Below are 25,418 nucleotides of genomic sequence, written 5' to 3'. Positions count from 1 at the left end.
AATGCCCGGCGATTGCGTGCGGGTTCTCAGTCGAAGCGCCAGCGCATGCCCGCGTACACGCCACGGCCTTCGCCCGGCGTCGAGCGGGCTACATCCTTGCCGGCGTCGTCATAGCCGGGCGTGACCGTTGCCGCGTAATGGCGGTCCCCGATGTTGCGCACTTCGGCCCAGGCCTGCCAGCGGCCACCGGGGGCGTCATAGCCAATGCGGCTGCCGAAGATCACGTGGCTGTCGGCCCAGTAGCTGTTGGCATAGTCCACCGCGATGCGCGAGGCGTATTCGGTATTCAGCGCCGCGTACAAACCCGAGGCGTGATCGAAACGCAGTTCAGCCTGGTAGCTGTGCTGCGGCAGGCCGGGCAGGCGGTTGCTGCCGAAGCGTGCATCGTGGCGGTAGCGGAAATCGCTGAAGGTGTAGGCCTGGCGCAGCGACAGCCGGCCCGGTACGCCCTGCCACAGGGTGCTGTCCAGGCCGGCTTCGATGCCGCGGTGCACAGTGGGGCCGGCATTGTTCTCGGCAATGAACAGGTTCGGTACCGGCTGCAGTTCCACCGTCAGCAGCTCGTGGTTCACGTGCGCGTAGTAGCCGGTCAGCTCCCAGCGCCCCAGTGCGGCGTCACCGCGCGCGCCCAGTTCCAGCGTGGTGGCGGTCTGGTTCTGCATCGGCACCGGGCTGCGCTGGCGGCCGGTGGACGGCCCGTTGCCCGCAGCGAAGTACTGGTTCGAACCCCAGATCATCGACCACGGGTGCGGCGCTTCCACCGAACGGCTCAGGTTGCCGAACCACTGCGTCTGCGCGCTGTGCTGCCAGGTGAAGCCCAGGCGTGGCGCGTAGTCCCAGTCGTGGTCGCGCACGCGGCCACCACTGCTGGGCCAGGTCACCTGCACATCGCTGCGGGTGTTGATCAGGGCAAAGCCGGTCTGCACGCGCAGGCGATCAGTCACGGCCAGGTTGTTGCCGATATGCAGCGTGCTCTGGGTGCCGAGATGGCGGAAGTCACGCGTGTGCGTGCCGGCCGCATAGCCGTTGCTGGCAAAGCGCAGCGACTCGCGCACGTTGGCATCCAGATCGTGGGTCACGCGCAGGCCGACGGTGGTTTCGCTGTCCAGTCCGAACAGCGGATGGCGGCGGCGGTAGTCCAGCGTGGCGTTGAGGTCGGCGTAGTCCAGCTGCTGGCGGTACAGGCTCTCGCCCAGGTCCATCGGGTACTTGTGGTAGACCAGCCCGGCCTGCAGCGAGGAATCTTCGTCGATCTGCAGCGTGGTCATGTTGCCGATCCAGGTGCTGCCCGGCTGCGGACGGCGCGCATCGATTGCGAGGTTGGCCGGGTTGGCCGCGCGCGGGTCGTTGCGGATCTGGTCGCGGGTCAGGCGCCCGGGCGTTTCGTGATTGGTCTCGCGGTAGCGCACGAAGAAGCGCGTCTGCAGGTCAGGGCTGATCTTCCAGCCGATGTTGGCCATCGCGCCCTTGCCGTCGCCGCGCGCGTGGCGCTGGTAGCCGTCGAACTCGCTGTCGGTGTAGGCCAGGAAGTAATCGACGTCGCCAGTGACACCGCCCCAGCTGATCCCGCGCTTCTGGTAGCCGCGGCTGCCGGCTTCGTAGTGCAGCTGCACACCGGCCGAATCGCGGCCGCTGCGGCTGACATAGTCGATCGCACCGCCCAGTGCCAGCGCTCCGCGCTCGAAGCCGTTGGCGCCGCGCAGCACTTCCACCCGCGACAGCCACAACGGTTCCAGCAGTTCGTAGGGCGTGCCGCCCGCGCCGGTCAGCGGCAGGCCATCGAGCGAAACGGCAATGCCCGAGGCGTGCGCGCCGGGCCCGCGGTTGATGCCTGACCCGCGGATCGACACCTTGGTGCCTTCGTTGCCCGGCGACTGCGCGCTGATGCCCGGCTGGTAGGCCAGCACATCGGCGCTGCTGGACAGGCGGCTGTCGGTCTTCGCGACGTCGATGACATTGCTGGCGCCGGGCACGCGCTTGAGCGCCGCGCGCGCCTGCGCGCTGGCATCGGCGGCAGTGACCTGCACGGCATCCAGGGTGGTGGCCTGCGGGGCGGCGTGGACGGTGGTGGCAAGGCCGAGGGAGACGGCCAGGAACAGCAGCGACGGGATAGGGCGGTAAGACGGGAGCGACATGCGGACAGTCTGTAAACCACGAAAGTGGTGCGCAAGTTAACAGGTTGCAGGCGGTACGTCACCCATCGGCGGCGTATGGGGAAGGTGCTGACTAATCGGGTACTGAGTTTTCAGTGACGGCGCCCCCCTATGCCCCGCGCGAGTAAAGTAAGAGCAATTGGCCAACAGTCGCCCACCACTCGACATTAGATGCGTGGAATTCTCGACGAAGCATCAAAAGAATTATGTATTTCATATTTTTTCGATCAGAGGGTCGTCGTCACGCCTGCCCGGGGCAGTTAGCCTGCTAAATAGCCAATCGAGCGTTACGTCCTCAAGTAGGCCGGATACAAATATGGAAAGCCAGCTATTCTTGCTCTCTTGACGGTCATCTGATTTATATAGCTCTTCAGATAGTATTCTGGCTAAATGAACTTTTGATGCGGGGGTGGTTCCAAGGTTGGAGTTTATTAGACTTGGCTTTCTCGCGAGTGTTCCCCAATCTCTACGTAATGATCCAATTATTGCGCTTTTCTTTACGACATTGTTAATGTGAAATTCGACCGCTGCGAAATTTTCATCCGACGCCGCAAGATTATTCACTATTTCAATGGACGGTGCTCTGTCATGGTCGCGGAATCTGCAAGTTACCAGTCTCTCATTCATGAAATCATCGAAATAGGGGTGGAGGACCCGCTCACCCGCCTTTCCTCTATAGATGTTATTCCGCTTGTTATTGCAGAGGCAGGCGGGAACTAGGTTTGCAGAAAACAGGCTGAACTCTGGATATATGGCTTTTGGTAGAACGTGATCGAGCGTTCCGCAGTTCGGTGATCCGCACATGGTGCAAGTCATCGCAGCATTATCATCTCTTAGTTTTTTGATAAATTTATGAGAGGCTGGTGGGTGTTTGTAGTGTGTGTGAAGATATTTGGTTGCGGCTTTGCCAATGCCAGTTGGTTCTATGGATTGTGCGTTTCCGCTCGAGGCCAAATATGTCATGTAGGCTATTGAAATTGCTGCTGCTTCCGGCTTCAGGTGGGGGTGGCTCGAAACCTCTTTATTTCGCGCTAGTGATCTTATAAGCATGTGATCGTTTATTTTCCAGGCATTCAAGTGGCGCATCTCAGGTCGACTCCTTGTTCAAGATCAATTCGTGTATTTCCCCCAGCGTCTCGAGTGAGAGTTCATCCTTGTAGGTCTCGTATATAGATTCCCAGGAATTGTTGGAATTTAGAATTCTTCTCTTTACTCTTTTCGATATGCTCGAATTGGAGTTTTCGCCAAATACAAATCTTGAAATTGCTCCTACGTCGGCACCAAATGTCCTGAGTCGAGGCTTGAGTACTTGAATCTTCCCGTCTTCATCTTTTTCAATGACCGACACTTGTTCTTTGAAAACTTCCCGAACGAAGTAGGATGAATGTGTTGCAATGATTGCGGAAGAGCCTGTTAGCTCGAGAATGCGATCCAGTAATGCTGCGAATTCACTGATGAAATTAGGATGGAGGTGGGTTTCTGGTTCATCAAGAAGGATTAGTGAGCCATTCTCAATGGACTCACAGGCAAGGGCTGAGAAATTTATAAATGAGAGCTCGCCGCTGCTGAGTTTTGTTGCTTTTCCGTTCACTACGCGTACGGGGTCTTTTTGTGGGTCGATGGAGGCCTGTTGTTCTAGGTTTCGAATGCTGGTTCCGCTCTTTATCTCCGAAATTCTAACTGGTATGCCGCCATCGGTGCGTACAAGTGCGAGTTGTTCATGGTCACGTATCGCAGAAAGTGAGTCGTTGAATATTGAGAGCCTGCTGCGACTCGCAATTGATTGTTCGGACTGAGATATCCTGAGGATTGTTTCCGGTAGCCTTGAGCCCACTTTCTGCTTGGATGCAGAGCCAATATGATGTCGCTTGTACCAGGTTCGCTGGGTTCGCCTCTCGGCAGGGAAGGTTGAAATTGATTCTATAGTCGATGCAAAAGCAATTAGGCGACTGATCTGGGGGCGGTCGCCCGACTCCGACTCTCGCAAATGATTTTCTCTGCTAAGAAGGCTTCTGCATATTGCATTGAGGGATTGTGACTTTCCTACGCCGTTCTTTCCAATGATTACAGCGATGCGTCGAGGGAGTTCGGATTCATGGTTGAAGTTTATGTCAAATTCATATTGCAAGTGCTTTTTATCGAGGTTGAAGTTGAGTCTCCATTGCGTGGCGGGTCGAACTGTTTTCTCGTTGGAAAGCCCTTGAATTATCGATCCTGCGTTGTGGAGGGCGAAGTGAACCTCTGAATCCCGAAGAAATCCAAGGTTGAAGACGCGCTCCTTGGTTGCTTTTGGAATGATTTTCGATGTTGGTTTGAAGTGTTTTAGTGTTGCAAGTTCGTTTGCATTTATTAGTATTTTCTTGAGTGCGGGCGGCTTGATTGATGATGCTAGATCTCGGTAGCTTTGAATCGAAGGGAGCATGATGAAGAATTTATGGAGGTTGGCTTCGATTGTCTTTTTCGAGGATCCAATCAATTGGATAAGGCGGATTCGTCCGTTATCTTCTTTTGCATCTTCTTCGTAGAATCCGATTAGTATGTCGGCAACTACGGTGGTTGCATCGTCTATTTTCAGCGCAATTTTTGCTCTGAGTTGATATCCGTAATCATTCCAGTCATCGTTTGACGGAAAAATTACTGACGAACCGAATGGCAATCTCTTGGCCGCGGATGCGTCTCTTGCGAAAATGCAGGTTGGGATGGTTTTTCTGACGCTATTCAATGGCTATATCCTTAGTTGATTGAGTCGGCGGCATTGATTGGATGGCGGGTCGGTTGCTGTAAATTTTCGTCCATTTCTGTGGTATGGAAAAGTCGACAGGTTTCAGATTTTTCGATTGCTCGGCAGGTTGCGACGCTTTCCCGTACATGGCCTTGGCGATCTCGGCATGCCCCAGCGCCGAATGGCACTCGGCCAGGCTGTCCCAGGCATTGGCCGAATCCGGGTACAGATCGGTGTTGAGGGCGAATACTTTCAGCGCCTTGCCCGCACCCAGGCTCTCGCGGATCGCGTAGCCGCTGGCGTTGATGGCGCGCTCGCGTTCGCTGCCGGTGATGCGGTTGTTGTCCTGCAACCAGTCCCGCATCGTCTGCGCCGCGCCGGCGGCCTCATCCGACGCATAGGCGATCAACCGCTCGGACAGCAGGGCATGCGCGAAGTCCTGCGGTGCAGCCACCGCCATCGTGCTTTCCACCAGGGTGCTGGACCACACATTGCGCGCGCTGCCATTGGTCAAGTACACGAACACCCAGTAACCGTTGGCCAGACTGCCTTTGTAGGCCAGCCGGGCCCGCACGCGGGTGCCACCGTCATGGCCGACCTGGGTGTAGCCATCGCTGCGCGTGGTGTCCCAGCCGGTGGAGAAGAAATTGCTGCCGCCGTTGGCGAGCTTCTGCGGCTGCCAGAGCTTTTCCAACGTCGCTGTACGTACCAGTTTCCCCGTGGCCAGCGCCTGCAGGAAGCGGTTCATGTCGCCCGCGGTGGTCTGCAGGTCCGCATGGCCCCAGCCGTAGCGCGGCCACGGATCTTCATCGGCCGTCTGCAACGCGCCGTCCTTGCCGGTATACGGCACTGCCGCGCGTGCTGCCGGCACGCTGTCCATCCCCCACGAAGTACTGCGCATCTTCAGCGGCCGGAGAATGCGTTCGCGGGCGATATCCGGATAGGGCCTGCGGTAGTGCGCTTCCAGCAGCGCCGTCAGCACCAGATAGTTGGCCTGGGTGTACTGCACACGGCTGCCGGTCGCGAACTGCATCGGCGCCGCGCCGGCCACCTTCAGTGCAGCGGCAAGATCCGGGGCAACGCCGGGGTAGCCCTTGCTCACCCAGCGGTTGTCCACGCGGTCGTAGTACTCGGCGATGCCCGAGCTGTGGTTGAGGAAATCGCGCACGGGAATCGCCTGCCAGGCGGTGGGCAGATTGGGGACATAGCGGCTTGCGGGTGCGTCGAGATCCAGCGTGCCCTGATCGACCAGCTGCATCACCAGCGTGCTGGTCAGCAGCTTGGCCATCGACTGCGCGGCGAAGATGCTGTCGACGGTGGCCACTGCATGGGTGGCCGGGTCGCGTTCACCGCTGGCGCCCAGGTAGAGCAGGTGGCCGTTCTGGGCGACCAGCACGGCCTGGCCGGCGATGCCGTAGCGCTCGCGGTTGACCTGCAGTTGGGTGTCGAGCTGGCTGGGGAGGTCGCCGGAGGACTCTCGCGCCGAAGCGCTTGAAGCCGAGAAGAGGGCGCAGAGCAATGCGGCAGCAAGCGTGCGGTACATCGCGGCGTTCCGTCAGCGGTGATGGCGCATGTTGGTCAGCGGCGTGCACTGGGTCAATAGGGTGTGTGCCCACATGGACGCGTATGCGGCAAAGCCCCAGGCGCTGGCTTGAGCATCGATCCGATCGACGCCCAGCCGCGTTTCAGTCCAGTACCAGTATTATCCCGGCTCTCGCGTACAATCGAATGTCACGCCATTAATGGACAGGTGCAGGCAGTGCCGGATGCCACCAACGACGCTTTGATCAAGAGCCAACTTCTGGACGAGCTGTTGCGTGCTTCGAAAATGCTCACGTCAGAAGAGGTCGCGGTTTTTGACGAGGCGGTTCAGGCGCTGTCAGACCTGGAGTTCTCCAGTCGCGAGCTGGGTGTCCTCTTCTCGATATTCGCCGATGACACTCCGCATGAGGAAGTCATGTGGGGGCTTCTTCATCTTGTCGAGCACAGTGACGGCGACAGGATGGTTTCTGCGCTTGTCCGATCAGCTCCGTACATGCGTACCGTGGCACCAGAATGGTTGAGGACGTTCATCTACAGACTGGTGAACAGTGATCCAGACCGAGACAGGTTGATTGCCTGCCTGAAGAACGAGGCCTCAACCGAAGGCGCAGCAGAAGTCGTGTCCTTGATCGAAGCGCTGAAGCGTGATGCGTCGGACAGTGTCCGCGCGAAGGCATCGTTGGTTGCTTCGGCGCTGATGTAGCGATGCGAATGCCGGCCAGCGGCCGGCTCTACCACACGTTGAAGGTAGTGCCGGGCCATGCCCGGCGCCGCTCGATCAGCGCAGAGTCCCTGGCAGATCCAGTCCCTTCTCCTTCGCGCACTCCACCGCGATGTCATACCCGGCATCGGCATGGCGCATCACCCCGGTGGCCGGGTCGTTCCACAGCACGCGGCCAATCCGCTTGGCCGCCGCTTCGGTACCGTCGCAGACGATCACCATGCCGGCGTGCTGCGAGAAGCCCATGCCCACGCCGCCACCGTGGTGCAGCGACACCCAGGTCGCGCCGCTGGCGGTGTTGAGCAGGGCGTTCAGCAGAGGCCAGTCGGACACAGCATCGGAACCATCGGCCATCGCTTCGGTCTCGCGGTTCGGCGAGGCCACGCTGCCGCTGTCCAGATGGTCGCGGCCGATCACCACCGGTGCCTTCAGTTCGCCGTTGGCCACCATCTCGTTGAAGGCCAGCCCCAGACGATCGCGGTCGCCCAGGCCCACCCAGCAGATACGTGCGGGCAGGCCCTGGAACTTGATCTTCTCGGCGGCCATGTCCAGCCAGCGATGCAGGTGCGGGTTGTCCGGAATCAGTTCCTTCACCTTGGCATCGGTCTTGGCGATGTCTTCCGGGTCGCCGCTCAGCGCGGCCCAGCGGAACGGGCCGATGCCGCGGCAGAACAGCGGGCGGATATAGGCCGGCACGAAACCGGGGAAGTCGAACGCGTTCTCCACGCCTTCTTCCAGCGCCATCTGCCGCAGGTTGTTGCCGTAGTCCACGGTCGGCACGCCCAGTGCGTGGAAGCCGAGCATGGCGCGGATGTGGTTGGCCATCGAGGCACGCGCGGCCTTCTCCACGTCCTTCGGCGCGGAGACACGCTTGTCGTCCCACTGCTCGACGGTCCAGCCCTGCGGCAGGTAGCCGTTCACCGGGTCGTGCGCGGAGGTCTGGTCGGTCAGCAGGTCCGGCTTGATGCCGCGCTCCAGCAGTTCGGCCAGCACATCGGCCACATTGCCCAGCAGGCCCACCGACTTCGGGGTGCCGGCCTTGCACGACTCCTCGATCAGGCGCAGCGCTTCGTCCAGGTTGTCGGTCCAGGTGTCCAGGTAGCCGGTGCGCAGGCGCATGTCGATGCTGCTCTTGCGGCACTCGACGGCCAGGCACGAGGCGCCGGCCATCACTGCGGCCAGCGGCTGTGCGCCACCCATGCCGCCCAAGCCACCGGTGAACAGCCACTTGCCGGTCAGGTCGCCACCGAAGTGCTGGCGGCCCATTTCCACGAAGGTCTCGTAGGTGCCCTGCACGATGCCCTGCGCGCCGATGTAGATCCAGCTGCCGGCGGTCATCTGGCCGTACATGGCCAGGCCCTTCTTATCCAGCTCGTTGAAGTGGTCCCAGTTGGCCCAGCGCGGCACCAGGTTGGAATTGGCGATCAGCACGCGCGGCGCATCGGCGTGGGTGCGGAACACGCCCACCGGCTTGCCCGACTGCACCAGCAGGGTCTGGTCATCGTCCAGCCGCTTGAGCGTTTCGACGATGGCATCGAAGCTTTCCCAATCGCGCGCGGCGCGGCCGATGCCGCCGTACACCACCAGCTCCTGCGGCCGCTCGGCCACGTCCGGGTGCAGGTTGTTCATCAGCATGCGCAGCGGCGCTTCGGTCAGCCAGCTCTTGGCATTCAGCGTGGTGCCGGTCGGCGCGGTGATGGTGCGGCTGGGGTCGTTGCGGGTCATGCGGCGCTCCGGTTCGTAGCGAATTCAAGGCAGGCAGTGAGCACCTGCGCCAGGGTGCGGCGCAGCGGTGCGGCGTGGTCGGGGTCCAGTGGGGTGGGCCAGCTGTGCTCGTCCACCTGGTCGGGCAGGGGCTCGTGCATGTAGCCGCGGCAGGCCAGCTCCATCTGCAGCGAATGCACGCCACCGGCGATGTCGCTGTAGTGGCGGGTGATCCAGCCGCCCTTGAAGCGACCGTTGCGCACCTGGCTCATGCCGCTGATTTTCAGCAGGTTCTCCACCACATCGCTCAGTGCGTTATCGCAGGAGGTGTCCGGTGCACCGGATGGGCCGGCCGTGCCCAGGTTGAACTGCGGCAGTTCGCCGTCGAACAGGTGCGGAATATGCGAGCGGATCGAATGCGCGTCATACACCACCACCGTGCCGTGACGCTGGCGCAGCCGTGCGATCTGCGCCGCCAGCGCATCGTGATAGGGCGCAAAATACGTGTCGCGGCGGCGCGCGATCTCCGTCTCATCCGGCTCGCGGCCGGCGTGGTACAGCGGCTGGTTGTCGAAGGTGGTCAGCGGACACAGGCCGGTGGTGTTCTGGCCCGGGTACAGCGAAACACCGCTGGGATCGCGGTTGAGGTCGATCACCGAACGCGAGATGGCCGAACGCACCGTGGTCGCGCCCATGCCGCGCACGAAGTCGTACAGGTCGTGCACCCACCAGTCGGCATCGCGGCGCGCCAGCCAGGGCGAGTGGTAGTCGCGCAACAGTTCGTGTGGCAGTTCACTGCCGGTGTGCGGGAAGCTGACGATCAACGGGGCATCGCCTTCGTGCACCGTCAGCCAGTCGGGGCGGGCACTCATGCCTGCGGCTCCACGGTCGGCAAGACGTCGGCCAGGCCCTTTACCAACGCACCGCTGCGCACCAGATCGGTGGCGGCCACCATGTCCGGGTGGAAGTAGCGATCCTCTTCCAGCGTGGGCACGTGCGCGCGCAGGGTGGTGCGCACGGCTTCCAGCGCGGCGCTGGAGCGCAGCGGCGCGTGGAAATCGCAGCCCTGGGCGGCGGCCAGCAGCTCGATGCCGATCACGTTGGCCGCGTTCTCGGCCATCTGCATCAGGCGGCGTGCACCGTGCGCGGCCATCGAGACATGGTCTTCCTGGTTGGCCGAGGTCGGGATCGAATCAACGCTGGCCGGGTAGGCGCGCTGCTTGTTTTCAGAGACCAGCGCGGCGGCGGTCACCTGCGGAATCATGAAGCCGGAATTCAAACCGGGGCGCGGGGTCAGGAAGGCGGGCAGGCCGGACAGCGCCGGGTCCACCAGCATGGCCAGGCGGCGCTCGCTGATCGAGCCGATCTCGCACACCGCCATCGCCAGCATGTCGGCGGCGAAGGCCACCGGCTCGGCGTGGAAGTTGCCGCCGGACAGCGCTTCGCCGGTATCGGTGAACACCAGCGGATTGTCGGAGACACCGTTGGCTTCGATTTCCAGCGTGGTCGCGGCCTGGCGCAGGATGTCCAGCGCCGCGCCCATCACCTGCGGCTGGCAGCGCAGGCAGTACGGGTCCTGCACGCGCACATCGTTGTCGCGGTGCGATTCGCGGATGTCCGAGCCCTGCATCAGTGTGCGCAGGGTCGCGGCGGTAGCGATCTGCCCGCGCTGGCCACGGATGGCGTGGATGCGCGGATCGAACGGCGTATCCGAACCCTTGGCCGCTTCTACCGACAACGCCCCGGTGACCAGCGCGGCCTGGAACACGGTCTCGATCTCGAACAGCCCGGCCAGCGCGTAAGCGGTGGAGAACTGGGTGCCGTTGAGCAGGGCCAGGCCTTCCTTCGCGCCCAGTTCCACCGGCTGCAGGCCGGCACGTGCCAGGGCGTCCATGGCCGGCAGACGCGCATCGCCGACAAAGGCCTCGCCCACGCCCAGCATCACGCTGGCCAGGTGCGAGAGCGGGGCCAGATCGCCCGACGCACCCACCGAGCCCTGCGCCGGCACCACCGGCAGCACGCCGTTGACCAGCATTGCTTCCAGCAGCAGCAGGGTTTCCTCGCGCACGCCAGAGGCACCTTGGGCGAGGCTGACCAGCTTCAGCGCCATCATCAGCCGCACCACGCTGGCCGGCATCGGCTCGCCCACGCCAGCGGCGTGCGAGAGCACGATGTTCCGCTGCAGGGTGGCCAGGTCTTCGCGCTCGATGCGCACGCTGGCCAGCTTGCCGAAGCCGGTGTTGATGCCATACACCGGCGCGCCCTTGGCGACGATGGCGGCCACCGCGGCGGCGCTGGCGCGCACCACCGGCAGCGCGGCCGGGTCCAGTGCAAGCGGCGCGCCGCGGTAGACCTGCCGCCACTGGGCGAGGGTGACATGGCCGGGGCGAAGAACCAGGGTGTTGCTCATGTGTTGCTCCAGGAAGCAGGCAGGTCGGGCTGCCCGCGCACCACGCGCGCGTGCAGCGGGTTGAATCCCATGCGATAGACCAGGTCGGCCGGTGCGTCGATGTCCCAGATCGCCAGGTCGCAGTCCATGCCCACCGCCAGGCGGCCGATGCGTTCGCTGCGGCCCAGTGCGCGCGCCGCTTCACGGGTGAAGCCGGCGATGCATTCGTCCACGGTCAGGCGGAACAGGGTGGCGCCCATGTTCATCGCCAGCAGCGGGCTGGTCAGCGGCGAGGTGCCTGGGTTGCTGTCGGTGGCCAGGGCCAGCGGCACGCCGGCCGCACGCAGCGCGGCAATCGGCGGCAGGGTGGTATCGCGGGTGAAGTAGAACGCGCCGGGCAGCAGCACGGCCACGGTGCCGGCAGCGGCCATTGCAGCAACGCCGGCATCGTCAAGATGTTCGATGTGGTCGGCCGACAGTGCACCGAAGCCGGCGGCCAGTTCGGCGCCATGCTGGTTGCTCATCTGTTCGGCGTGGATCTTCACCGCCAGCCCGTTCGCGCGCGCGGCTTCAAAGACCTGCCGTGCCTGCGCGGGCGAGAACGCGATGTTCTCGCAGAACACGTCCACGGCTTCGGCCAGGCCCTCGGCGGCGATGGCCGGAATCATCACGTTGCACACCTCGTCGGTGTACTCCTGCGCCTGGCGGCCCGGCGGCACCGCATGCGCGCCGAGGAAGGTCGGCACCACGTTCACCCGGCATTCCTCGCCCAGTGCGCGCGCCACCTGCAGCTGCTTGCGCTCGTCGTCCAGGGTCAGGCCGTAGCCGGATTTGATCTCCACCGTGGTCACGCCCTCGGCGCGCATGGCCAGCAGGCGCGGACGGCTTTCGCGGGCCAGCTGCTGCGGCGAGGCGGCACGGGTGGCGCGCACGGTGGAAACGATGCCGCCACCGGCCCGTGCGATATCCGCATAGCTGACGCCCTGCAGGCGCTGCTCGAATTCGTTGGCGCGGTTGCCGGCGTAGACCAGGTGCGTGTGGCAGTCGACCAGCCCGGGCGAGATCCAGCGGCCCTCACCATCGAAACGCGTGGTCGGGCGCAGGTGGGCATCGCTGCCGGCCGGGCCGATGTGCGCGATGCGGCCGTCGGCGCAGGCCAGCACGCCATCGCGGATGATCCCCAGGCCCTCGCCATCGAGGGTCATCAGGTGGACATTGGACCAGAGGGTGTCGACGTGCATGGCATCCAGTACGCGGCTGTGCTTATATGTCTATACAATATAAGCGTCCCTTTCGGGTTGTCCAGCCATGTCCGATTCGCGTTCCCCTGCCGCTTTCCACGCCGCCCATGCCTTGCTGGCCGACGGCTGGGCCCGTGATGTGCGCCTTCAGGTGCAGCACGGTCGCATCACGGCGATCAGCACGGGGCAGGGCGCGGAATCGGGCGACACCCGCATCGGCATCGCCGTGCCGGGCCTGCCCAACCTGCACAGTCACGCGTTCCAGCGCGGCATGGCCGGGCTGACCGAGATCGGCGGCGGCGATGGCGACAGCTTCTGGAGCTGGCGCGAACTGATGTACCGCTTCCTGGCCCACCTGCGTCCCCATGCAGTGCAGGCCATCGCCGCCCAGGCGTACATGGACATGCTGGAAAGCGGCTTCACCCGCGTGGGCGAATTCCACTACCTGCACCACGACGCCGACGGCCAGCCGTTTGCGAACTGCGCCGAGATGAGCGCGCGCATTGCCGCGGCGGCGGCGCAGACCGGTATCGGCCTGACCCTGCTGCCGGTGTTCTATGCCCATGCCGATTTCGGCGGCGCGCCGCCCAATCCCGCGCAGCGCCGCTTGATCCACGACGTGGACGGTTTCGCGCAGCTGCTGGATGCGGCGAAGCCCGCCCTGGCTGCGCTGCCTGATGCGGTGCTGGGCATCGCACCGCACAGCCTGCGTGCCGTGACCGGCGAAGAGCTGGGCGGGCTGCTGCCGTTGACCGATGGCCCCGTGCATATCCATATCGCCGAACAGGTGCGCGAAGTCGACGCCTGCCTGGCCTGGAGCGGCCAGCGCCCGGTGCAATGGCTGTACAGCCATGCGCCGGTGGACGCACGCTGGTGCCTGGTGCACGCCACCCACATCACCGACGACGAGCGCGCCGCGATCGTGGCCAGCCAGGCGGTGGCCGGGCTGTGCCCGATCACAGAGGCCAACCTGGGCGACGGCCTGTTCCCGATGCAGGCGTTCGCGCGCGAGGGCGGGCGCTTTGGCGTCGGCTCCGATTCCAACGTGCTGATCGACGCGGCCGAAGAGCTGCGACTGCTGGAATACGGCCAGCGCCTGAGCCTGCGCGGCCGCAATGTGCTGGCCCCCGATGCCCGCCGCAGCAGTGGCCGTTTCCTGTTTGAAGGCGCCCTGCACGGCGGTGCGCAGGCGCTGGGCGTGGTCGCCGGTCTGCAGGTCGGCGCCAGTGCCGATCTGCTGGAACTGGACGCCGCGCACCCGGCCCTGCAGGCGCGACAGAATGACGCATGGCTTGACAGCTGGGTCTTCGCTGCACGTAATGGCGCGCTGCGTTCGGTCTGGCGCCATGGCCGCCAGGTCGTGGCCGACGGCCGCCACTTGCAGCGCGAGGCCATCACCACTGCCTTTGCCGCTGCCCTGCGTGGCGTGCTGGGCTGACCGCCTCCTGCTCATCGAGATTCTCATCGAGATCCCCACCCCCGTGAAGGCCCGCAAGTCCGCCACGCTCAACCAGCGTATCCGCAGCGATCTGGAAAGCCGCATCCTCAGTGGAGAGTGGGCGCCGGGTTTCCGCATTCCGTACGAGCACGAGCTGATGGAGCAGTACGGCTGCTCGCGGATGACGGTGAACAAGGTGCTGACCGCGCTGGCCGAGAGCGGCATGATCGAGCGCCGGCGCCGCGCCGGTTCGTTCGTGGCCCGGCAGCCGCCGCACCTGGAACAGGTGGCGCTGGAAATTCCCGATATCGCCATGGAAGTCGGCTCGCGCGGCCACCAGTACGGCTACCGCCTGCTGCAGCGTGAACTGCGCGGGGCCGTAGCGGGCAACGTGGGCGAACAGGAGCTGGCCGGCACGGGCTCGCTGTTGGCGATGCGCTGCCTGCATCTGGCCGATGACCGACCGCTGGCGCTGGAACACCGCCTGATCAGCCCGGCGGGCGTGCCCGAAGTGCTGGAGATGGATTTCAGCACCACCGCCCCCGGCAGTTGGTTGCTGCAGAACGTGTCCTGGACCCGTGCCCAGCACCGCATCAGTGCGTGGGGCGCCGACGCCGCGTCGGCCAAGCTGCTGCAGGTGGCGCCGGGTACCGCCTGTCTGGTGATCGAGCGCCTGACCTGGCGCGGCGATCAGCCGATCACCCGGGTGCGGCAGGTGTTCCTGGGCGATGCCTGGGACCTGGTGGCCCGCTTCGCGCCGGGCGGGCGCTGAGGCGGCCCATCCACGCCATGCGTGGATGGCGTTCCTTCAACCGGCAGATCTGTCGCCTTGAACTCTGTCGGGGCGTGTGTACGATGTGTATCGTCCCCGGCGTGAAGAGCGGGGACCTTATCCGGGAGCTGCGCGAGGCGGGTTGGACCTGTTGTCGAATCCGTGGCTCCCATCATGTATTCGTGCATCCGCATTGCCCGCACATCCTTACCGTGCCGCATCCCAGGAAATATCTGGGAATTGGCCTGGTCAAGGCAATCCGGAAGCTTGCTGGACTGAAGTAGAGGCTCCCATGCGATATCCAGTCTTGATCGAAGCCGGTGATGAACGCACTGCTTGGGGCGTGGTGGTGCCGGACCTCCCGGGCTGCTTCTCTGCCGCGGACACGCTCGATGACGCACTGCGTTCGGCCGAAGAGGCTGCGCTTGCCTGGATTGACGCCGCACTGGATGCCGGGCACTCGATTCCAACACCGTCGGCACCACAGAAACTGGTCGCCGACGCGGCAGGTGGGACGCAATGGATTCTTGCCTATATCAGCATCGATCCCGCACTGCTGGATGACACCATCGAGCGGGTGAACATCAGCCTGCCGCGTCGGATCCTGTCCAGGTTGGATGCGCAGGCCAAGGCGGCCGGGGAAACACGTTCAAGTTACATCGCCCATCTTGCCGCGTTGGCTTGACGGCGGCGGGCGGCGCAACCATCCACGCATGGCGTGGATCTACTGGGTGAGACCGCGCAGGGTTGGTACACGTAATGCCGGGACCCCGCAACGTCGACCCACGCAATGCCAGGTAGATCCACGCCATGCGTGGATGGCGCACCACTCAATACGTGGCGCACTGCCGCCAGCGCACCGGCTCGTCCACGCCCGGGCGGGCGTTGAGCTGCACGCGCACGGTGCGCAGGGCAGGGTAGCGCAGCACTTCCTGGCAGACGCGCGGCCACACCTGTTCCAGATCGCCGGTACGGTTGATGGCCAGGGTCTGGCGGGTCAGCCAGACGCCGCTGGCAATACCGCGCTGGCCGGCCAGGGCGCGGGCCAGATCGGACTGGTAGCGCTCCAGCGTGGCCGCGTCGGGGTTGGGGTTGCTGCGGCTGTCGTCGCCGGCCTTGGCTGCCGGCACCACGGGCGCGCTGGCCGGGGCCGCATCCGCCGCAGGTGACGGCGCTGCCACGGGGGCGGCTGGTGCAACCGCTGGGCTGGCAGTGGCCACGGGCGCGGGCTCGGGGGCGGCAACCGGTGCATCGGCGTGCAGCCCCTGCAGGCTGACCCCGACCAGCAGCCCCACGGTCACCGCGCCCAATGCGGAAATGGCGATGCGGCGCACGGCTTCGTGGCGCGCGCTGGCACGCACGCGGCTTTCGATGTCACCGGGCAGGTAAGGCTGCAACAGCGGCCACAGGCGCGGGCCGTCCAGCACTTCCACGGCCTGTTTCTCGGCAGCGGCCAGGCCATCACGCTCCACCCGCCCTTCGGTGATCAGCAGGCCGCCCTTGGCACCGCCCAGGCGCGTGGCCGCACCCAGCTCGTTCACCGCTGCCGTACCAATGCGGTAGGCCAGGCCGTGCTTGCACCAGACCATCCAGGTGTTGGGGCCGTCGGTCAGCACGAAATCGCTGCGCGGCTCGCGCGCATCCTCGTCCGCGTCATGCGCCTCGCGCAGCCCGCGCTGCTCGCTCAGCATGCGCTTGATCAGCGTGGAAAACTCACGCCAATGCATACCGGCCAGGGCTTGCAGGCCCAGTCGCATTTCCGTTTGCCGCCGCTTCACCCACCACAGGTAGACAACAGCCAGGGTACAGATGAGCAGGGCCGACAGCAGGGCCAGAATCCAAGGAAGCATGCAGGTGCGAACGGAAGGGGAAATTCAGAAGCCGACAGTGTAAAGGCCACACTGGGCGATTGCGTCAGGACGATCCCGACCAGAAGCGTGATGCAGCGCGCAGATCAGCGCTGTGCAGGCACGAAAAAACCCGCCAATCCTGAAGCCGTGAGGGGAGGGAACAAACGGCAGGCGAAGCGATTGGCGGGTTCTCGCGATTGTCAGGCAAATTTTATTGCATTGCAACAATCGGCCGGTCAGGCGGCGCCCGGCCCCTGATGGCTGCCGGGTGCGGGTGCATCCGTGCCCGATGCGGCGCGGTTTTCCAGCTTGGCCAGACGCGCATGCAGCGCATCCAGGCGGGCTTCCAGCGCGGCAACATCCTGCGCGGTGGGCACATGCATGCGTTTCAGGACGCCCTGCACCTGGTCATCGAAGGCTTTTTCAACCTTGGTCCAGGTGCCCGACGCCTTTTCGCGGGCCTCGTCCAGCGACTGTTCCACATTGTCGCGCCAGCCCGGGCCCTGTTCGCCGCTGCGTTCGCGGCGGCGCGCTTCCCATGCCTCGCCTTCCTTCACCAGCCCATCGAAGAAGCGGTTGCCCTCAGCCTGCGCACGCCCGAGCGCGCCCAGACCGGCCAGCCAGACCTGCTGTGCCGAATCGCTCAGCTTGCGCGAGAAGCGCCCGGCCTGTTCGCCGAAGCTGGCATCGTCGTCGCGGCGGTCGTCATTGTCGTAGGTGTTCATCGCGCTTCCGGGGAGGTTGGGCCTGCCCCGAGAGTAGCGCGGTGTTGCGTTGCTGGGCCGTGACGGCCCGACGCTGGAATTCAGCCCAGCTTTTCCTTCAGCACCCGCTGGATCTCGGTTTCCACCATGCCCTTCATGGCCGACAGCAGGAAGCCCAGCTTGGCCGTGACCCGCACCGCGCCCGGCTGCAGTTCAATGGCACCGTCCACGCCGCTGCCGCTGAAGTTCAGCACGTCGGCCGCCCAGTTCGCCTTCAGGCCGAAGCGTTCGGACAACTTGGCGGCCACCTGGTCGATGGCCTCGCGCGCCTGCGCGTCGGGCAGGGAATGGGCGTGGCGGACGTCGATGCTGGACATGCAGGCTCCTGGCACAGGGCCGGGTTGTAGTAAGAGGGCGGTCATTGTGCGCATCGGCGGGCGTGACGCCAAGCACTCAGGCCAGGTTCTTCTGCGTTGGCGGCCAACCTGCTAGTCTGCGCCGCGTGCAGAACCTGCTTGTTCACTTCAGCCAACACCAACAGCCCGACCAGCCGCTGCGGCCCGGGGTGCAGCGCATCGTGCGCCAGGCCAACGGCAGCGTGCGGCTGGGCGATGCTGGCAACGGCGCCCTGCTGCTGGCGCAGTTCTGCCTGGATGATCGCGGCTTGTGGCTGCAGGTCGGCAACGGCATCCGCGGTATCCATGTGAACGGTCGCCCGGTGCGGCGCATGGCCCTGCTGCGCGCAGGCGATGCGGTGTACGTGGACGGCGTGGAGATGGTGCTGCAGGGCGAAGTGGAAACCCTGCTGCAGGCACCGGCGCCCGCGGCCCTGGCCGATCCGGGCATCGACGAACAGCGCCTGTTGCGCGGTGTGGGCGGCCTGCATCATGGCCGCGGCTTCACCCTGGCGCGGCCGCGGGTGATCGGTCGCGGCGACGATGCGGACATTGCCATTGATGAGCCGGCCTTCGCCGATCAGCATGCACGGGTGGAACTGCACGGCGAACGCGTTCTGCTGCGCGATCTGGGCAGTGCCGAAGGCAGCCGGGTGAATGGCGTGGCCGTGCGCCATTGCTGGCTGCAGGCCGGTGACCAGCTGGTGTTCGACGGCCAGCATCGCTTCGTGCTGGAAGTGCCGCACGACCCGCGCCGACGCCCGCTGCCCAGTGCGGACGACGAGGCCACCGACAGCGTGCAGGCCCCGATGGCCCCTGCCGAACCGCGCCGCGTGCGTCGTTGGCCGTGGCTGCTGGTCAGTGCCCTGCTGCTGGCCAGCGTGCTCAGCCTGCTGCTCTGGTTCGGCGCGCGCTGAACCCGTTCCGCTGGGCATGGCCCGGCGCGACCGCCCGACCCAACCCGCTCCGGTAGGTGGCAACCTTGGTTGGCACGATGCGCCCGGCCGCATGACGCCTGACGGCGTACGCCGACCAAGGTCGGCGGCTACCAGAGCAGGGCATGCCCCGCTTCGGTAGGTGCCAACCTTGGTTGGCACATTGCCCCCGCCGGCAATTGGATACGAATGCAACCAAATTTCCCTTGCGCGACAAGGCCGCAAGGCTGGTGCGCTGCGGCATACTAGGGGTCTTGCCCCACAGGTGTGACATGACGCGCGCGTTCAACTTCAGTGCCGGCCCTGCAACCTTGCCGGAATCGGTCCTGCGCCAGGCGCAGGCGGAAATGCTGGACTGGCACGGTGCCGGCGCCTCGATCGTGGAAATGAGCCATCGCGGCCCGGAATTCATGTCCGTGGCCGCCGAGGCCGAGGCCGACCTGCGCCGCCTGCTCGATATCCCCGACGACTACGCGGTGCTGTTCCTGCCCGGGGGTGCCACCACCCAGCAGGCGCTCATCCCGCTCAACTTCGCCCAGCCCGGCCAGCGCGCCGACTACGTGGTAAGTGGCCATTGGGGAAAGACGGCGGTCAAGCAGGCCGGCCCCTATGTGGATGTGAACATCGCCGCCAGCAGCGAAGCCAACGGATATCGCGAACTGCCTGCGCGCGAGGGCTGGCAGCTCTCGGCCGATGCGGCCTACGTGCACATCACCGCCAACGAGACCATCCACGGCGTCGAATTCCGTGATGTGCCCGATACCGGCACGGTGCCGCTGGTGGCCGATTTCAGCTCGTCCATCGCCAGCGAGCCGCTGGATGTGCGCCGCTATGGCGTCATCTATGCGGGGGCGCAGAAGAACCTGGGCCCGGTCGGCATTGCGGTGATGATCATCCGCCGCGACCTGCTGGAGCGCGCCGGCCAGCCGCGCGCGGACATCTTCGATTACCGCTCGCACGTCGCCCGCGACTCCATGCTCAACACCCCGCCCACCTGGAACTGGTACCTGGCCGGCCTGGTGTTCAAGTGGATGCTGGCCGAAGGTGGCGTGGTCGAGTTCGCCAAGCGCAATGCCGCCAAGGCCGCGCTGGTGTACGGCGCCATCGATGCCTCCGGCGGCTTCTATCGCAATGAAGTGGCGCCCTCGGCGCGCTCGCGGATGAACATTCCGTTCTTCCTGCCCAGCACCGATCTGGACGCGCGCTTCGTGGCCGAGGCCAAGGCCGCTGGCCTGCTGGCGCTGAAGGGCCACAAGGTGGTGGGCGGCATCCGCGCCTCGCTGTACAACGCCATGCCGCTGGCCGGGGCCGAGGCGCTGGTCGCCTTCATGGCCGATTTCCAGCAGCGTCACGGTTGAGCACTGAACGGCGCGCGCCAGCCGGTGCGTGCCCTGCAACAAGGAATTCCAATGGCAAGCAAACCCGCCAAGAAGGCGCCCGCTAAGGCTGAAACGGCCAAGGGCAGCGCGGCCCCCAAGGGCAAGAAGACCACCACCGCGGCCCCCACGCTGGCACCGCTGGCGCTGGCCGATGTGCGCGCCAAGATCGACCAGATCGACCGCGACATCCAGGGCCTGATCGCCGAACGCGCGCAGTTTGCGCACCAGGTGGGCAAGGCCAAGGGCAAGCTGGCCGCCGCCGTCGATTATTACCGCCCCGAGCGCGAAGCGCAGGTGCTGCGCATGGTGGTGGACCGCAACGAAGGGCCGCTCAGCGACGAGCTGCTGGTGCACGTCTTCCGCGAAATCATGTCCGCCTGCCTGGCCCAGCAGGAACCGCTGAAGATCGGTTACCTCGGCCCGGAAGGCACCTTCAGCCAGCAGGCCGTGCTCAAGCACTTCGGTCGCTCGGCGCTGGGCCTGCCGATGGCCAGCATCGAAGAAGTGTTCCAGGAAGTGGAAGCGGGCAACGCTGATTTCGGCGTGGTGCCGGTGGAAAATTCGGGGCAGGGCACGATCCAGATCACCCTGGACATGTTCCTGACCTCCAACCTGAAGATCTGCGGCGAAGTGGAACTGCGCGTGCATCAGTACCTGATGTCGCGCAGCGGCCGCATCGAAGATATCGAGCGTGTCTACGGCCACCCGCAGTCGTTCATGCAGACCTCGGCATGGATGCGCGCCAACCTGCCCAAGGCCGAGAAGATTCCGGTGTCCAGCAACGCCGAGGGCGCGCGTCGTGCACGTAATGCCGACGATGCCGCCGCCATCGGTGGCGAGAGCGCCGGGCACGTGTACGGCCTGAAGAAGGTCGTGACCAAGCCCATCCAGAACGATGCCGACAACACCACCCGTTTCCTGGTGGTGGGCCGCAACATCTTCCCCACTTCCGGCCACGACCGCACCTCGGTACTGGTGTTCATCCATGACAAGCCTGGCGCGCTGTTCGATGTGCTCAGCCCGTTCGCCCGCCACGGCATCAGCATGAACCGCATCGAGTCGCGCCCGTCGCACCACGGCAAGTGGGAATACGGCTTCTTCATCGATCTGGCCGGCCATATCGACGATGCGCCCATGCAGGCCGCGCTGGCAGAACTGGAAGCGCACTCGGCGCAGATCAAGGTGCTGGGTTCCTACCCGGTCGCCGTGCCCTGATGGCTGTGGCGGCCACCTGCCGCATCTCTTGAAGCACCGCCGGTTCGCCGGCGTCTACGGAACAATCGAACGATGAGCAACGCGCAACACTGGATTGCCCGCAAGGGCCAGCCCCTGCAGGGCAGCCTGACCATTCCCGGCGACAAGTCGGTGTCGCACCGTTCGGTGATGTTCGCCGCGCTGGCCGATGGTACTTCGCAGATCGACGGTTTCCTGGAAGGTGAAGACACCCGCGCCACCGCGCGGATCTTCAGCCAGCTGGGCGTGCGCATCGAGACCCCCAGCGCTTCGCAGCGCATCGTGCATGGCGTTGGCATCGACGGCCTGCAGGCGCCCAGCGCGCCGTTGGACTGCGGCAACGCCGGCACCGGCATGCGCCTGCTGGCCGGTCTGTTGGCCGGGCAGGCGTTCGACTGCACCCTGGTGGGTGATGAATCGCTGTCGGGCCGTCCGATGCGCCGGGTCACCGGTCCGCTGTCGCAGATGGGCGCGAAGATCGACACGCAGGATGATGGCACCCCGCCGCTGCACGTGCACGGTGGGCAGGTGCTGCACGGCATCGACTTCGCTTCGCCGGTGGCCAGTGCGCAGGTCAAGTCGGCGGTCCTGCTGGCCGGCCTGTATGCGCAGGGCGAAACAAGCGTGGTTGAGCCGCACCCGACCCGCGACTACACCGAGCGCATGCTGTCGGCATTTGGCGTGGACATTGAATTCTCGCCGGGCAAGGCCCGCCTGCGCGGCGGCCAGCGTCTGCGCGCCACCGACATCGTGGTGCCGGCCGATTTCTCCTCGGCGGCGTTCTTCCTGGTGGCCGCCAGCATCGTTCCCGATTCGCACGTCCGCCTGAAGCAGGTGGGCCTGAACCCGCGCCGCACCGGCCTGCTGCATGCACTGCGGCTGATGGGGGCGGACATCACCGAAGAGAACCCGGCCGTGCAGGGTGGGGAAGCGGTGGCCGATCTGGTGGTGCGCCATGCCCCGCTGAAGGGCGCGCGCATTCCCGAGACACTGGTGCCGGACATGATCGATGAGTTCCCGGCACTGTTCGTTGCTGCCGCAGCGGCCGAAGGCCAGACCGTGGTGACCGGCGCGGCCGAGCTGCGGGTGAAGGAATCGGACCGTCTGGCGGCCATGGCCACCGGCCTGCGCGCGCTGGGCATGCAGGTGGACGAAACCGAAGACGGCGCCACCCTGCACGGCGGCGTGACCCTGGGCAGCGGCACCATCGAAAGCCACGGCGACCACCGCATTGCCATGGCGTTTGCCATTGCCGGGCAGATCAGCAGCGGTGAGGTGCGTATCAACGACATTGCGAACGTCGCCACCTCGTTCCCGGATTTCGACGGTCTGGCCCGCAGCGCAGGGTTCAACCTGGCCTGACCGCCTTTGTAGAGTCGAGCCATGCTCGACTGCTGCACGCCCTCAGTCGAGCATGGCTCGACTCTACAGGGCATCAAAAAAAGGCGGAGGCCGAAGCCTCCGCCCCATCACGAACCCCTCGTCCGCGATCAACGCTGTTCGGTGCGGAAATCCACCGGTACGCGCACCACGCTGGCCACGGCGCGCCCCTCATGCATGGCCGGCTGGAACTTCCAGCCCTGCACGGTATTGATCACCGCGCGGTCCAGGTCGCGGCTGCGCTCGCCGCTGCGCGACACGATGCTGGCCTGGGTCACATTGCCGCGCGTATCCACGTTCAGACTGGCCACCACGCTGCCCTGCACGCCGCTGCGCAGCGCGGCAGGGGGATAGGTCGGCTTGGCATTGCTGGCCAGCGGGCGCGCTTCGCGATTGCTGACCGCCGGCGCGCTGCGTCGGGGGCTGTTGGCCGGTGCCGCCGTACGCGCCGCCGGCGCCGTGGTCGCGACCGGGGTTTCGGTGGCCGGCAGCATGCGCTCGCCCACCGGGGCCGGCGCCACGTCTTCCTGGTTGGCAAAGCGCAGCCACACAAAGGCCGCGGCAAACATTGCCACAATCAGCGCCATCCACAGCCACGGCGAGGTCGGCCGGTGCGGCACGTCCTGCTGCAGCTGGCGCGAATGAAGGTTTTCGTGGGTAGTAGCCGTCATTGCTCGCTCCTCGCGTCTGTTACGACGCCCCGAGTCTGGACCGGGCAGCAGTGGCAATGTGTCAGCGTTGCGTCAACGCAACCGGCAGGGTTCAGGTTGCCTGCCGGGCAGCGTTCAGTTACTGCGGCTTGAAGTCGAACGGCACTTCAATGCTGCCCGGCACGGCCTGGCCGTTGCTCTGCGCCGGGGTGAAACGCCAGCGGCGTACCGCGTCGGTGGCGGCTCGGTCGAGGTCACGCGAACCGCTGCGCTGGATCACCGTCACGTTGTTCGGGTAGCCGGTGGCATCCACGTCTACGCGTACCACCACGCTGCCCGCTTCGCCACGGCGCAGGGCGGCAGGCGGATAACTGGGCGCGGGTGACTGCTCGGCAATCGGCATCGGCTGCGAGGTTGCTGCCGCCGGCGCGGCCGTACCCGGGGCAGGGGCGGCCGGGTCCACTGCCGCGGGCGGCGGCTGGGCGGTTTCCACCAGTTTCGGCGCCTCCTCCTCGGGCAGGGGCGCCGGCTTGGCATCGGGCATGTCGCTGGAGCCGGCGGCGGCCGGCAACGGCTCGGGCAGCGGCTCGATCTGCGCCGTTTCCTGCGGGGTGGCCGTGGCCGGGTCGGCGCGGAAGAATTCCTTGTCGCGGCCGGTCAGCCAGACCACCACGAACAGCGCAATGCCCACGCCGAAGGCGATGCCGGCGATCTTCAGGGCGTTGCGCGGAATGTGCACAGTGAACGACTTGGCAGAGGACGAGCGAGGTGCAGACATGGACCAGACCAGCATGGGGTACCCCGATTCTGCCATGCCCGGAATGAACCGGGCGGCAGAAATCCGTATAACAGGCGATAATCCCGTCCCTGTTACCCACCACGACACCTGCCATGCTTGATCCAGCCCTGCTCCGCCACCAGCCCGCCGACCTCGCCGAACGCCTGCGCACCAGCCGCGGCTTCGAGCTCGACGTGTCTGCCCTGGAGTCCCTGGAGGCCGATCGCAAGCGTATCCAGGTGCGTACCCAGGAACTGCAGAGCCTGCGCAACAGCCGTTCCAAGGCCATCGGCCAGGCCAAGGCCAAGGGCGAGGACGTGTCGGCCATCATGGCCGAAGTGGCCGCGTTTGCCGACGAGCTGAAGGCCTCGGAAGTGGCACTGGACGCGCTGCGCGAGAAGATCGAAATCATCGCCGCCGGCATTCCCAACCTGCCGGCTGACGATGTGCCGGCCGGTGCCGACGAGAACGACAACGTGGAACAGGCGCGCTGGGGCACCCCGCGCAGCTTCGATTTCCCGGTGCTGGACCACGTCGAGCTGGGCGCACGCAACGCCGGCCTGGACGCCGAGACCGCCGCCAAGCTGTCCGGCTCGCGCTTCACCGTGCTGCGCGGCCAGGTGGCCCGCCTGCACCGTGCCCTGGCCCAGTTCATGCTGGACCTGCACGCCGGTGAGCACGGCTACGAAGAAACCAACGTGCCGCTGCTGGTCAACGCCGATTCGCTGCGTGGCACCGGCCAGCTGCCGAAGTTCGAGGACGACCTGTTCAAGACCGCCGTGGGCGATTCCACGCGCTACCTGATCCCGACCTCGGAAGTGCCGCTGACCAACCTGGTGCGCGACGAGATTGTCGACGCCGAGCGCCTGCCGCTGCGCGTGACCGCCCACTCGATGTGCTTCCGCGCCGAGGCCGGCAGCGGCGGCCGCGACGTGCGCGGCATGATCCGCCAGCACCAGTTCGAGAAGGTGGAACTGGTGTCCATTTGCCGCCCGGAAGACAGCGACGCCGAGCACCAGCGCATGACCCGTTGTGCCGAAGTGGTGCTGGAAAAGCTGGGCCTGCCGTACCGCAAGGTGCTGCTGTGCACCGGTGACATGGGCTTCTCGGCCATCAAAACCTACGACCTGGAAGTCTGGCTGCCGTCGCAGAACACCTACCGCGAGATCAGCTCGTGCTCCAACACCGGTGATTTCCAGGCCCGCCGCATGCAGGCCCGCTGGCGCAACCCGGCCACCGGCAAGCCGGAACTGGTGCACACCCTGAACGGTTCGGGCGTGGCCGTCGGCCGCGCGATGATCGCCGTGATGGAGAACTACCAGAACGCCGACGGCACCATCACCGTGCCGGACGTGCTGCGCCCGTACATGGGCGGTATCGAAACCATCGGTTGAACCCGGTAGCGCCGGGCCATGCCCGGCGGGTGTGGGGT

Annotated in this window: 23 protein-coding genes; 10 read left to right on the top strand and 13 right to left on the bottom strand. The window is 65.3% G+C overall.

Features of this window, described 5'->3' with window-relative positions:
* Positions 1-26: 26 nt before the first annotated feature.
* The 4 genes from RTY46_RS10705 to RTY46_RS10690 form a co-directional block, all read right to left on the bottom strand.
* The gene (locus tag RTY46_RS10705) at positions 27-2,135 is read right to left on the bottom strand and encodes a TonB-dependent receptor (protein WP_312708296.1); all 2,109 of its coding nucleotides are present in this window, start codon (positions 2,133-2,135) and stop codon (positions 27-29) included.
* Between the two features lie 231 nt (positions 2,136-2,366).
* Positions 2,367-3,239 (bottom strand): hypothetical protein, encoded by an 873-nt coding sequence (locus tag RTY46_RS10700; RefSeq protein ID WP_312708295.1) that lies wholly within the window; start codon positions 3,237-3,239, stop codon positions 2,367-2,369.
* Position 3,240: 1 nt separating this feature from the next.
* Entirely contained in the window at positions 3,241-4,875 is a 1,635-nt protein-coding gene (locus tag RTY46_RS10695; protein ID WP_312708294.1) for an AAA family ATPase, read from the bottom strand.
* A complete protein-coding gene (locus tag RTY46_RS10690; protein WP_312708292.1) occupies positions 4,868-6,418 on the bottom strand; it encodes a serine hydrolase domain-containing protein in 1,551 nt (516 codons plus the stop codon). The genes RTY46_RS10695 and RTY46_RS10690 overlap by 8 nt, the downstream gene beginning before the upstream one ends.
* 108 nt (positions 6,419-6,526) lie before the next feature.
* On the opposite strand from RTY46_RS10690, the gene RTY46_RS10685 reads away from it, so the two are divergent.
* Positions 6,527-7,120 carry an Imm30 family immunity protein gene (locus RTY46_RS10685; protein WP_312708291.1) on the top strand — a complete coding sequence of 198 codons (594 nt, stop codon included), beginning with the start codon at positions 6,527-6,529 and terminating at the stop codon, positions 7,118-7,120.
* A 75-nt stretch (positions 7,121-7,195) separates the two neighbouring features.
* Here RTY46_RS10685 and hutU read toward each other — a convergent pair whose 3' ends face one another.
* From hutU to hutI, 4 genes are read right to left on the bottom strand one after another with little or no spacing between them, the layout of a single operon-like run.
* Complete coding sequence (hutU, locus tag RTY46_RS10680; RefSeq protein ID WP_312708290.1) at positions 7,196-8,863, bottom strand: urocanate hydratase; 1,668 nt, start codon at positions 8,861-8,863, stop codon at positions 7,196-7,198.
* Positions 8,860-9,714 (bottom strand): N-formylglutamate deformylase, encoded by an 855-nt coding sequence (gene hutG / locus RTY46_RS10675; RefSeq protein WP_312708289.1) that lies wholly within the window; start codon positions 9,712-9,714, stop codon positions 8,860-8,862. The genes hutU and hutG overlap by 4 nt, the downstream gene beginning before the upstream one ends.
* Positions 9,711-11,252: a histidine ammonia-lyase gene (hutH, locus tag RTY46_RS10670; RefSeq protein WP_312708287.1), complete on the bottom strand. Its 1,542-nt coding sequence runs from the start codon at positions 11,250-11,252 to the stop codon at positions 9,711-9,713. Before hutH ends, hutG begins: the two co-directional genes overlap by 4 nt.
* Positions 11,249-12,472: an imidazolonepropionase gene (gene hutI / locus RTY46_RS10665; RefSeq protein ID WP_312708285.1), complete on the bottom strand. Its 1,224-nt coding sequence runs from the start codon at positions 12,470-12,472 to the stop codon at positions 11,249-11,251. The genes hutH and hutI overlap by 4 nt, the downstream gene beginning before the upstream one ends.
* 67 nt (positions 12,473-12,539) lie before the next feature.
* Here hutI and RTY46_RS10660 point away from each other — a divergent pair, with 67 nt between their 5' ends.
* From RTY46_RS10660 to RTY46_RS10645, 4 genes are read left to right on the top strand one after another with little or no spacing between them, the layout of a single operon-like run.
* Positions 12,540-13,910, top strand: a complete 1,371-nt coding sequence (locus RTY46_RS10660) for a formimidoylglutamate deiminase (RefSeq protein WP_312708283.1) — start codon at positions 12,540-12,542, stop codon at positions 13,908-13,910.
* A 43-nt stretch (positions 13,911-13,953) separates the two neighbouring features.
* Complete coding sequence (gene hutC / locus RTY46_RS10655; protein ID WP_312708282.1) at positions 13,954-14,682, top strand: histidine utilization repressor; 729 nt, start codon at positions 13,954-13,956, stop codon at positions 14,680-14,682.
* Between the two features lie 17 nt (positions 14,683-14,699).
* A complete protein-coding gene (locus tag RTY46_RS10650) occupies positions 14,700-14,966 on the top strand; it encodes a type II toxin-antitoxin system HicA family toxin (RefSeq protein ID WP_312708281.1) in 267 nt (88 codons plus the stop codon).
* Positions 14,967-14,989: 23 nt separating this feature from the next.
* Entirely contained in the window at positions 14,990-15,367 is a 378-nt protein-coding gene (locus RTY46_RS10645) for a type II toxin-antitoxin system HicB family antitoxin (RefSeq protein WP_312708280.1), read from the top strand.
* Between the two features lie 145 nt (positions 15,368-15,512).
* On the opposite strand, the gene RTY46_RS10640 is transcribed toward RTY46_RS10645, so the two are convergent.
* The 3 genes from RTY46_RS10640 to RTY46_RS10630 form a co-directional block, all read right to left on the bottom strand.
* Positions 15,513-16,532 carry a restriction endonuclease gene (locus tag RTY46_RS10640; RefSeq protein WP_312708279.1) on the bottom strand — a complete coding sequence of 340 codons (1,020 nt, stop codon included), beginning with the start codon at positions 16,530-16,532 and terminating at the stop codon, positions 15,513-15,515.
* A 236-nt stretch (positions 16,533-16,768) separates the two neighbouring features.
* Positions 16,769-17,257: a phasin family protein gene (locus RTY46_RS10635; RefSeq protein ID WP_312708278.1), complete on the bottom strand. Its 489-nt coding sequence runs from the start codon at positions 17,255-17,257 to the stop codon at positions 16,769-16,771.
* A gap of 80 nt (positions 17,258-17,337) precedes the next feature.
* Positions 17,338-17,613: a polyhydroxyalkanoic acid system family protein gene (locus tag RTY46_RS10630; RefSeq protein ID WP_312708277.1), complete on the bottom strand. Its 276-nt coding sequence runs from the start codon at positions 17,611-17,613 to the stop codon at positions 17,338-17,340.
* A 125-nt stretch (positions 17,614-17,738) separates the two neighbouring features.
* On the opposite strand from RTY46_RS10630, the gene RTY46_RS10625 reads away from it, so the two are divergent.
* From RTY46_RS10625 to aroA, 4 genes are all read left to right on the top strand, one after another.
* Positions 17,739-18,548: an FHA domain-containing protein gene (locus tag RTY46_RS10625; RefSeq protein ID WP_312708276.1), complete on the top strand. Its 810-nt coding sequence runs from the start codon at positions 17,739-17,741 to the stop codon at positions 18,546-18,548.
* A gap of 290 nt (positions 18,549-18,838) precedes the next feature.
* Positions 18,839-19,924: a 3-phosphoserine/phosphohydroxythreonine transaminase gene (serC, locus tag RTY46_RS10620; protein ID WP_312708275.1), complete on the top strand. Its 1,086-nt coding sequence runs from the start codon at positions 18,839-18,841 to the stop codon at positions 19,922-19,924.
* 51 nt (positions 19,925-19,975) lie between these two features.
* Complete coding sequence (gene pheA, locus RTY46_RS10615; RefSeq protein WP_312708274.1) at positions 19,976-21,160, top strand: prephenate dehydratase; 1,185 nt, start codon at positions 19,976-19,978, stop codon at positions 21,158-21,160.
* Positions 21,161-21,232: 72 nt separating this feature from the next.
* Positions 21,233-22,540, top strand: a complete 1,308-nt coding sequence (gene aroA / locus RTY46_RS10610; protein WP_312708273.1) for a 3-phosphoshikimate 1-carboxyvinyltransferase — start codon at positions 21,233-21,235, stop codon at positions 22,538-22,540.
* 128 nt (positions 22,541-22,668) lie between these two features.
* Here the strand turns inward: aroA and RTY46_RS10605 are convergent, their stop codons facing one another.
* The gene (locus RTY46_RS10605; RefSeq protein WP_312708272.1) at positions 22,669-23,229 is read right to left on the bottom strand and encodes an energy transducer TonB; all 561 of its coding nucleotides are present in this window, start codon (positions 23,227-23,229) and stop codon (positions 22,669-22,671) included.
* Between the two features lie 118 nt (positions 23,230-23,347).
* Positions 23,348-23,986: an energy transducer TonB gene (locus RTY46_RS10600; protein ID WP_312708271.1), complete on the bottom strand. Its 639-nt coding sequence runs from the start codon at positions 23,984-23,986 to the stop codon at positions 23,348-23,350.
* Between the two features lie 113 nt (positions 23,987-24,099).
* Here RTY46_RS10600 and serS point away from each other — a divergent pair, with 113 nt between their 5' ends.
* Complete coding sequence (gene serS / locus RTY46_RS10595; RefSeq protein WP_312708269.1) at positions 24,100-25,380, top strand: serine--tRNA ligase; 1,281 nt, start codon at positions 24,100-24,102, stop codon at positions 25,378-25,380.
* The last annotated feature ends 38 nt before the right edge of the window (positions 25,381-25,418 follow it).

Origin of the sequence: Stenotrophomonas sp., assembly GCF_032056425.1 — a bacterium.
Lineage (GTDB): Bacteria > Pseudomonadota > Gammaproteobacteria > Xanthomonadales > Xanthomonadaceae > Stenotrophomonas.
The sequence above is the reverse complement of the archived record's forward strand: the minus strand, read 5'-3'. Positions and strand labels throughout refer to the sequence as shown.

Coding starts and splice junctions, on each gene's coding strand:
- RTY46_RS10705 (WP_312708296.1), bottom strand. CDS start 2,135: ATGTCGCTCCCGTCTTACCGCCCTATCCCGTCGCTGCTGTTCCTGGCC.
- RTY46_RS10700 (WP_312708295.1), bottom strand. CDS start 3,239: ATGCGCCACTTGAATGCCTGGAAAATAAACGATCACATGCTTATAAGA.
- RTY46_RS10690 (WP_312708292.1), bottom strand. CDS start 6,418: ATGTACCGCACGCTTGCTGCCGCATTGCTCTGCGCCCTCTTCTCGGCT.
- hutU (WP_312708290.1), bottom strand. CDS start 8,863: ATGACCCGCAACGACCCCAGCCGCACCATCACCGCGCCGACCGGCACC.
- hutG (WP_312708289.1), bottom strand. CDS start 9,714: ATGAGTGCCCGCCCCGACTGGCTGACGGTGCACGAAGGCGATGCCCCG.
- hutH (WP_312708287.1), bottom strand. CDS start 11,252: ATGAGCAACACCCTGGTTCTTCGCCCCGGCCATGTCACCCTCGCCCAG.
- hutI (WP_312708285.1), bottom strand. CDS start 12,472: ATGCACGTCGACACCCTCTGGTCCAATGTCCACCTGATGACCCTCGAT.
- RTY46_RS10660 (WP_312708283.1), top strand. CDS start 12,540: ATGTCCGATTCGCGTTCCCCTGCCGCTTTCCACGCCGCCCATGCCTTG.
- RTY46_RS10650 (WP_312708281.1), top strand. CDS start 14,700: ATGCGTGGATGGCGTTCCTTCAACCGGCAGATCTGTCGCCTTGAACTC.
- RTY46_RS10640 (WP_312708279.1), bottom strand. CDS start 16,532: ATGCTTCCTTGGATTCTGGCCCTGCTGTCGGCCCTGCTCATCTGTACC.
- RTY46_RS10635 (WP_312708278.1), bottom strand. CDS start 17,257: ATGAACACCTACGACAATGACGACCGCCGCGACGACGATGCCAGCTTC.
- RTY46_RS10630 (WP_312708277.1), bottom strand. CDS start 17,613: ATGTCCAGCATCGACGTCCGCCACGCCCATTCCCTGCCCGACGCGCAG.
- serC (WP_312708275.1), top strand. CDS start 18,839: ATGACGCGCGCGTTCAACTTCAGTGCCGGCCCTGCAACCTTGCCGGAA.
- pheA (WP_312708274.1), top strand. CDS start 19,976: ATGGCAAGCAAACCCGCCAAGAAGGCGCCCGCTAAGGCTGAAACGGCC.
- aroA (WP_312708273.1), top strand. CDS start 21,233: ATGAGCAACGCGCAACACTGGATTGCCCGCAAGGGCCAGCCCCTGCAG.
- RTY46_RS10605 (WP_312708272.1), bottom strand. CDS start 23,229: ATGACGGCTACTACCCACGAAAACCTTCATTCGCGCCAGCTGCAGCAG.
- RTY46_RS10600 (WP_312708271.1), bottom strand. CDS start 23,986: ATGTCTGCACCTCGCTCGTCCTCTGCCAAGTCGTTCACTGTGCACATT.
- serS (WP_312708269.1), top strand. CDS start 24,100: ATGCTTGATCCAGCCCTGCTCCGCCACCAGCCCGCCGACCTCGCCGAA.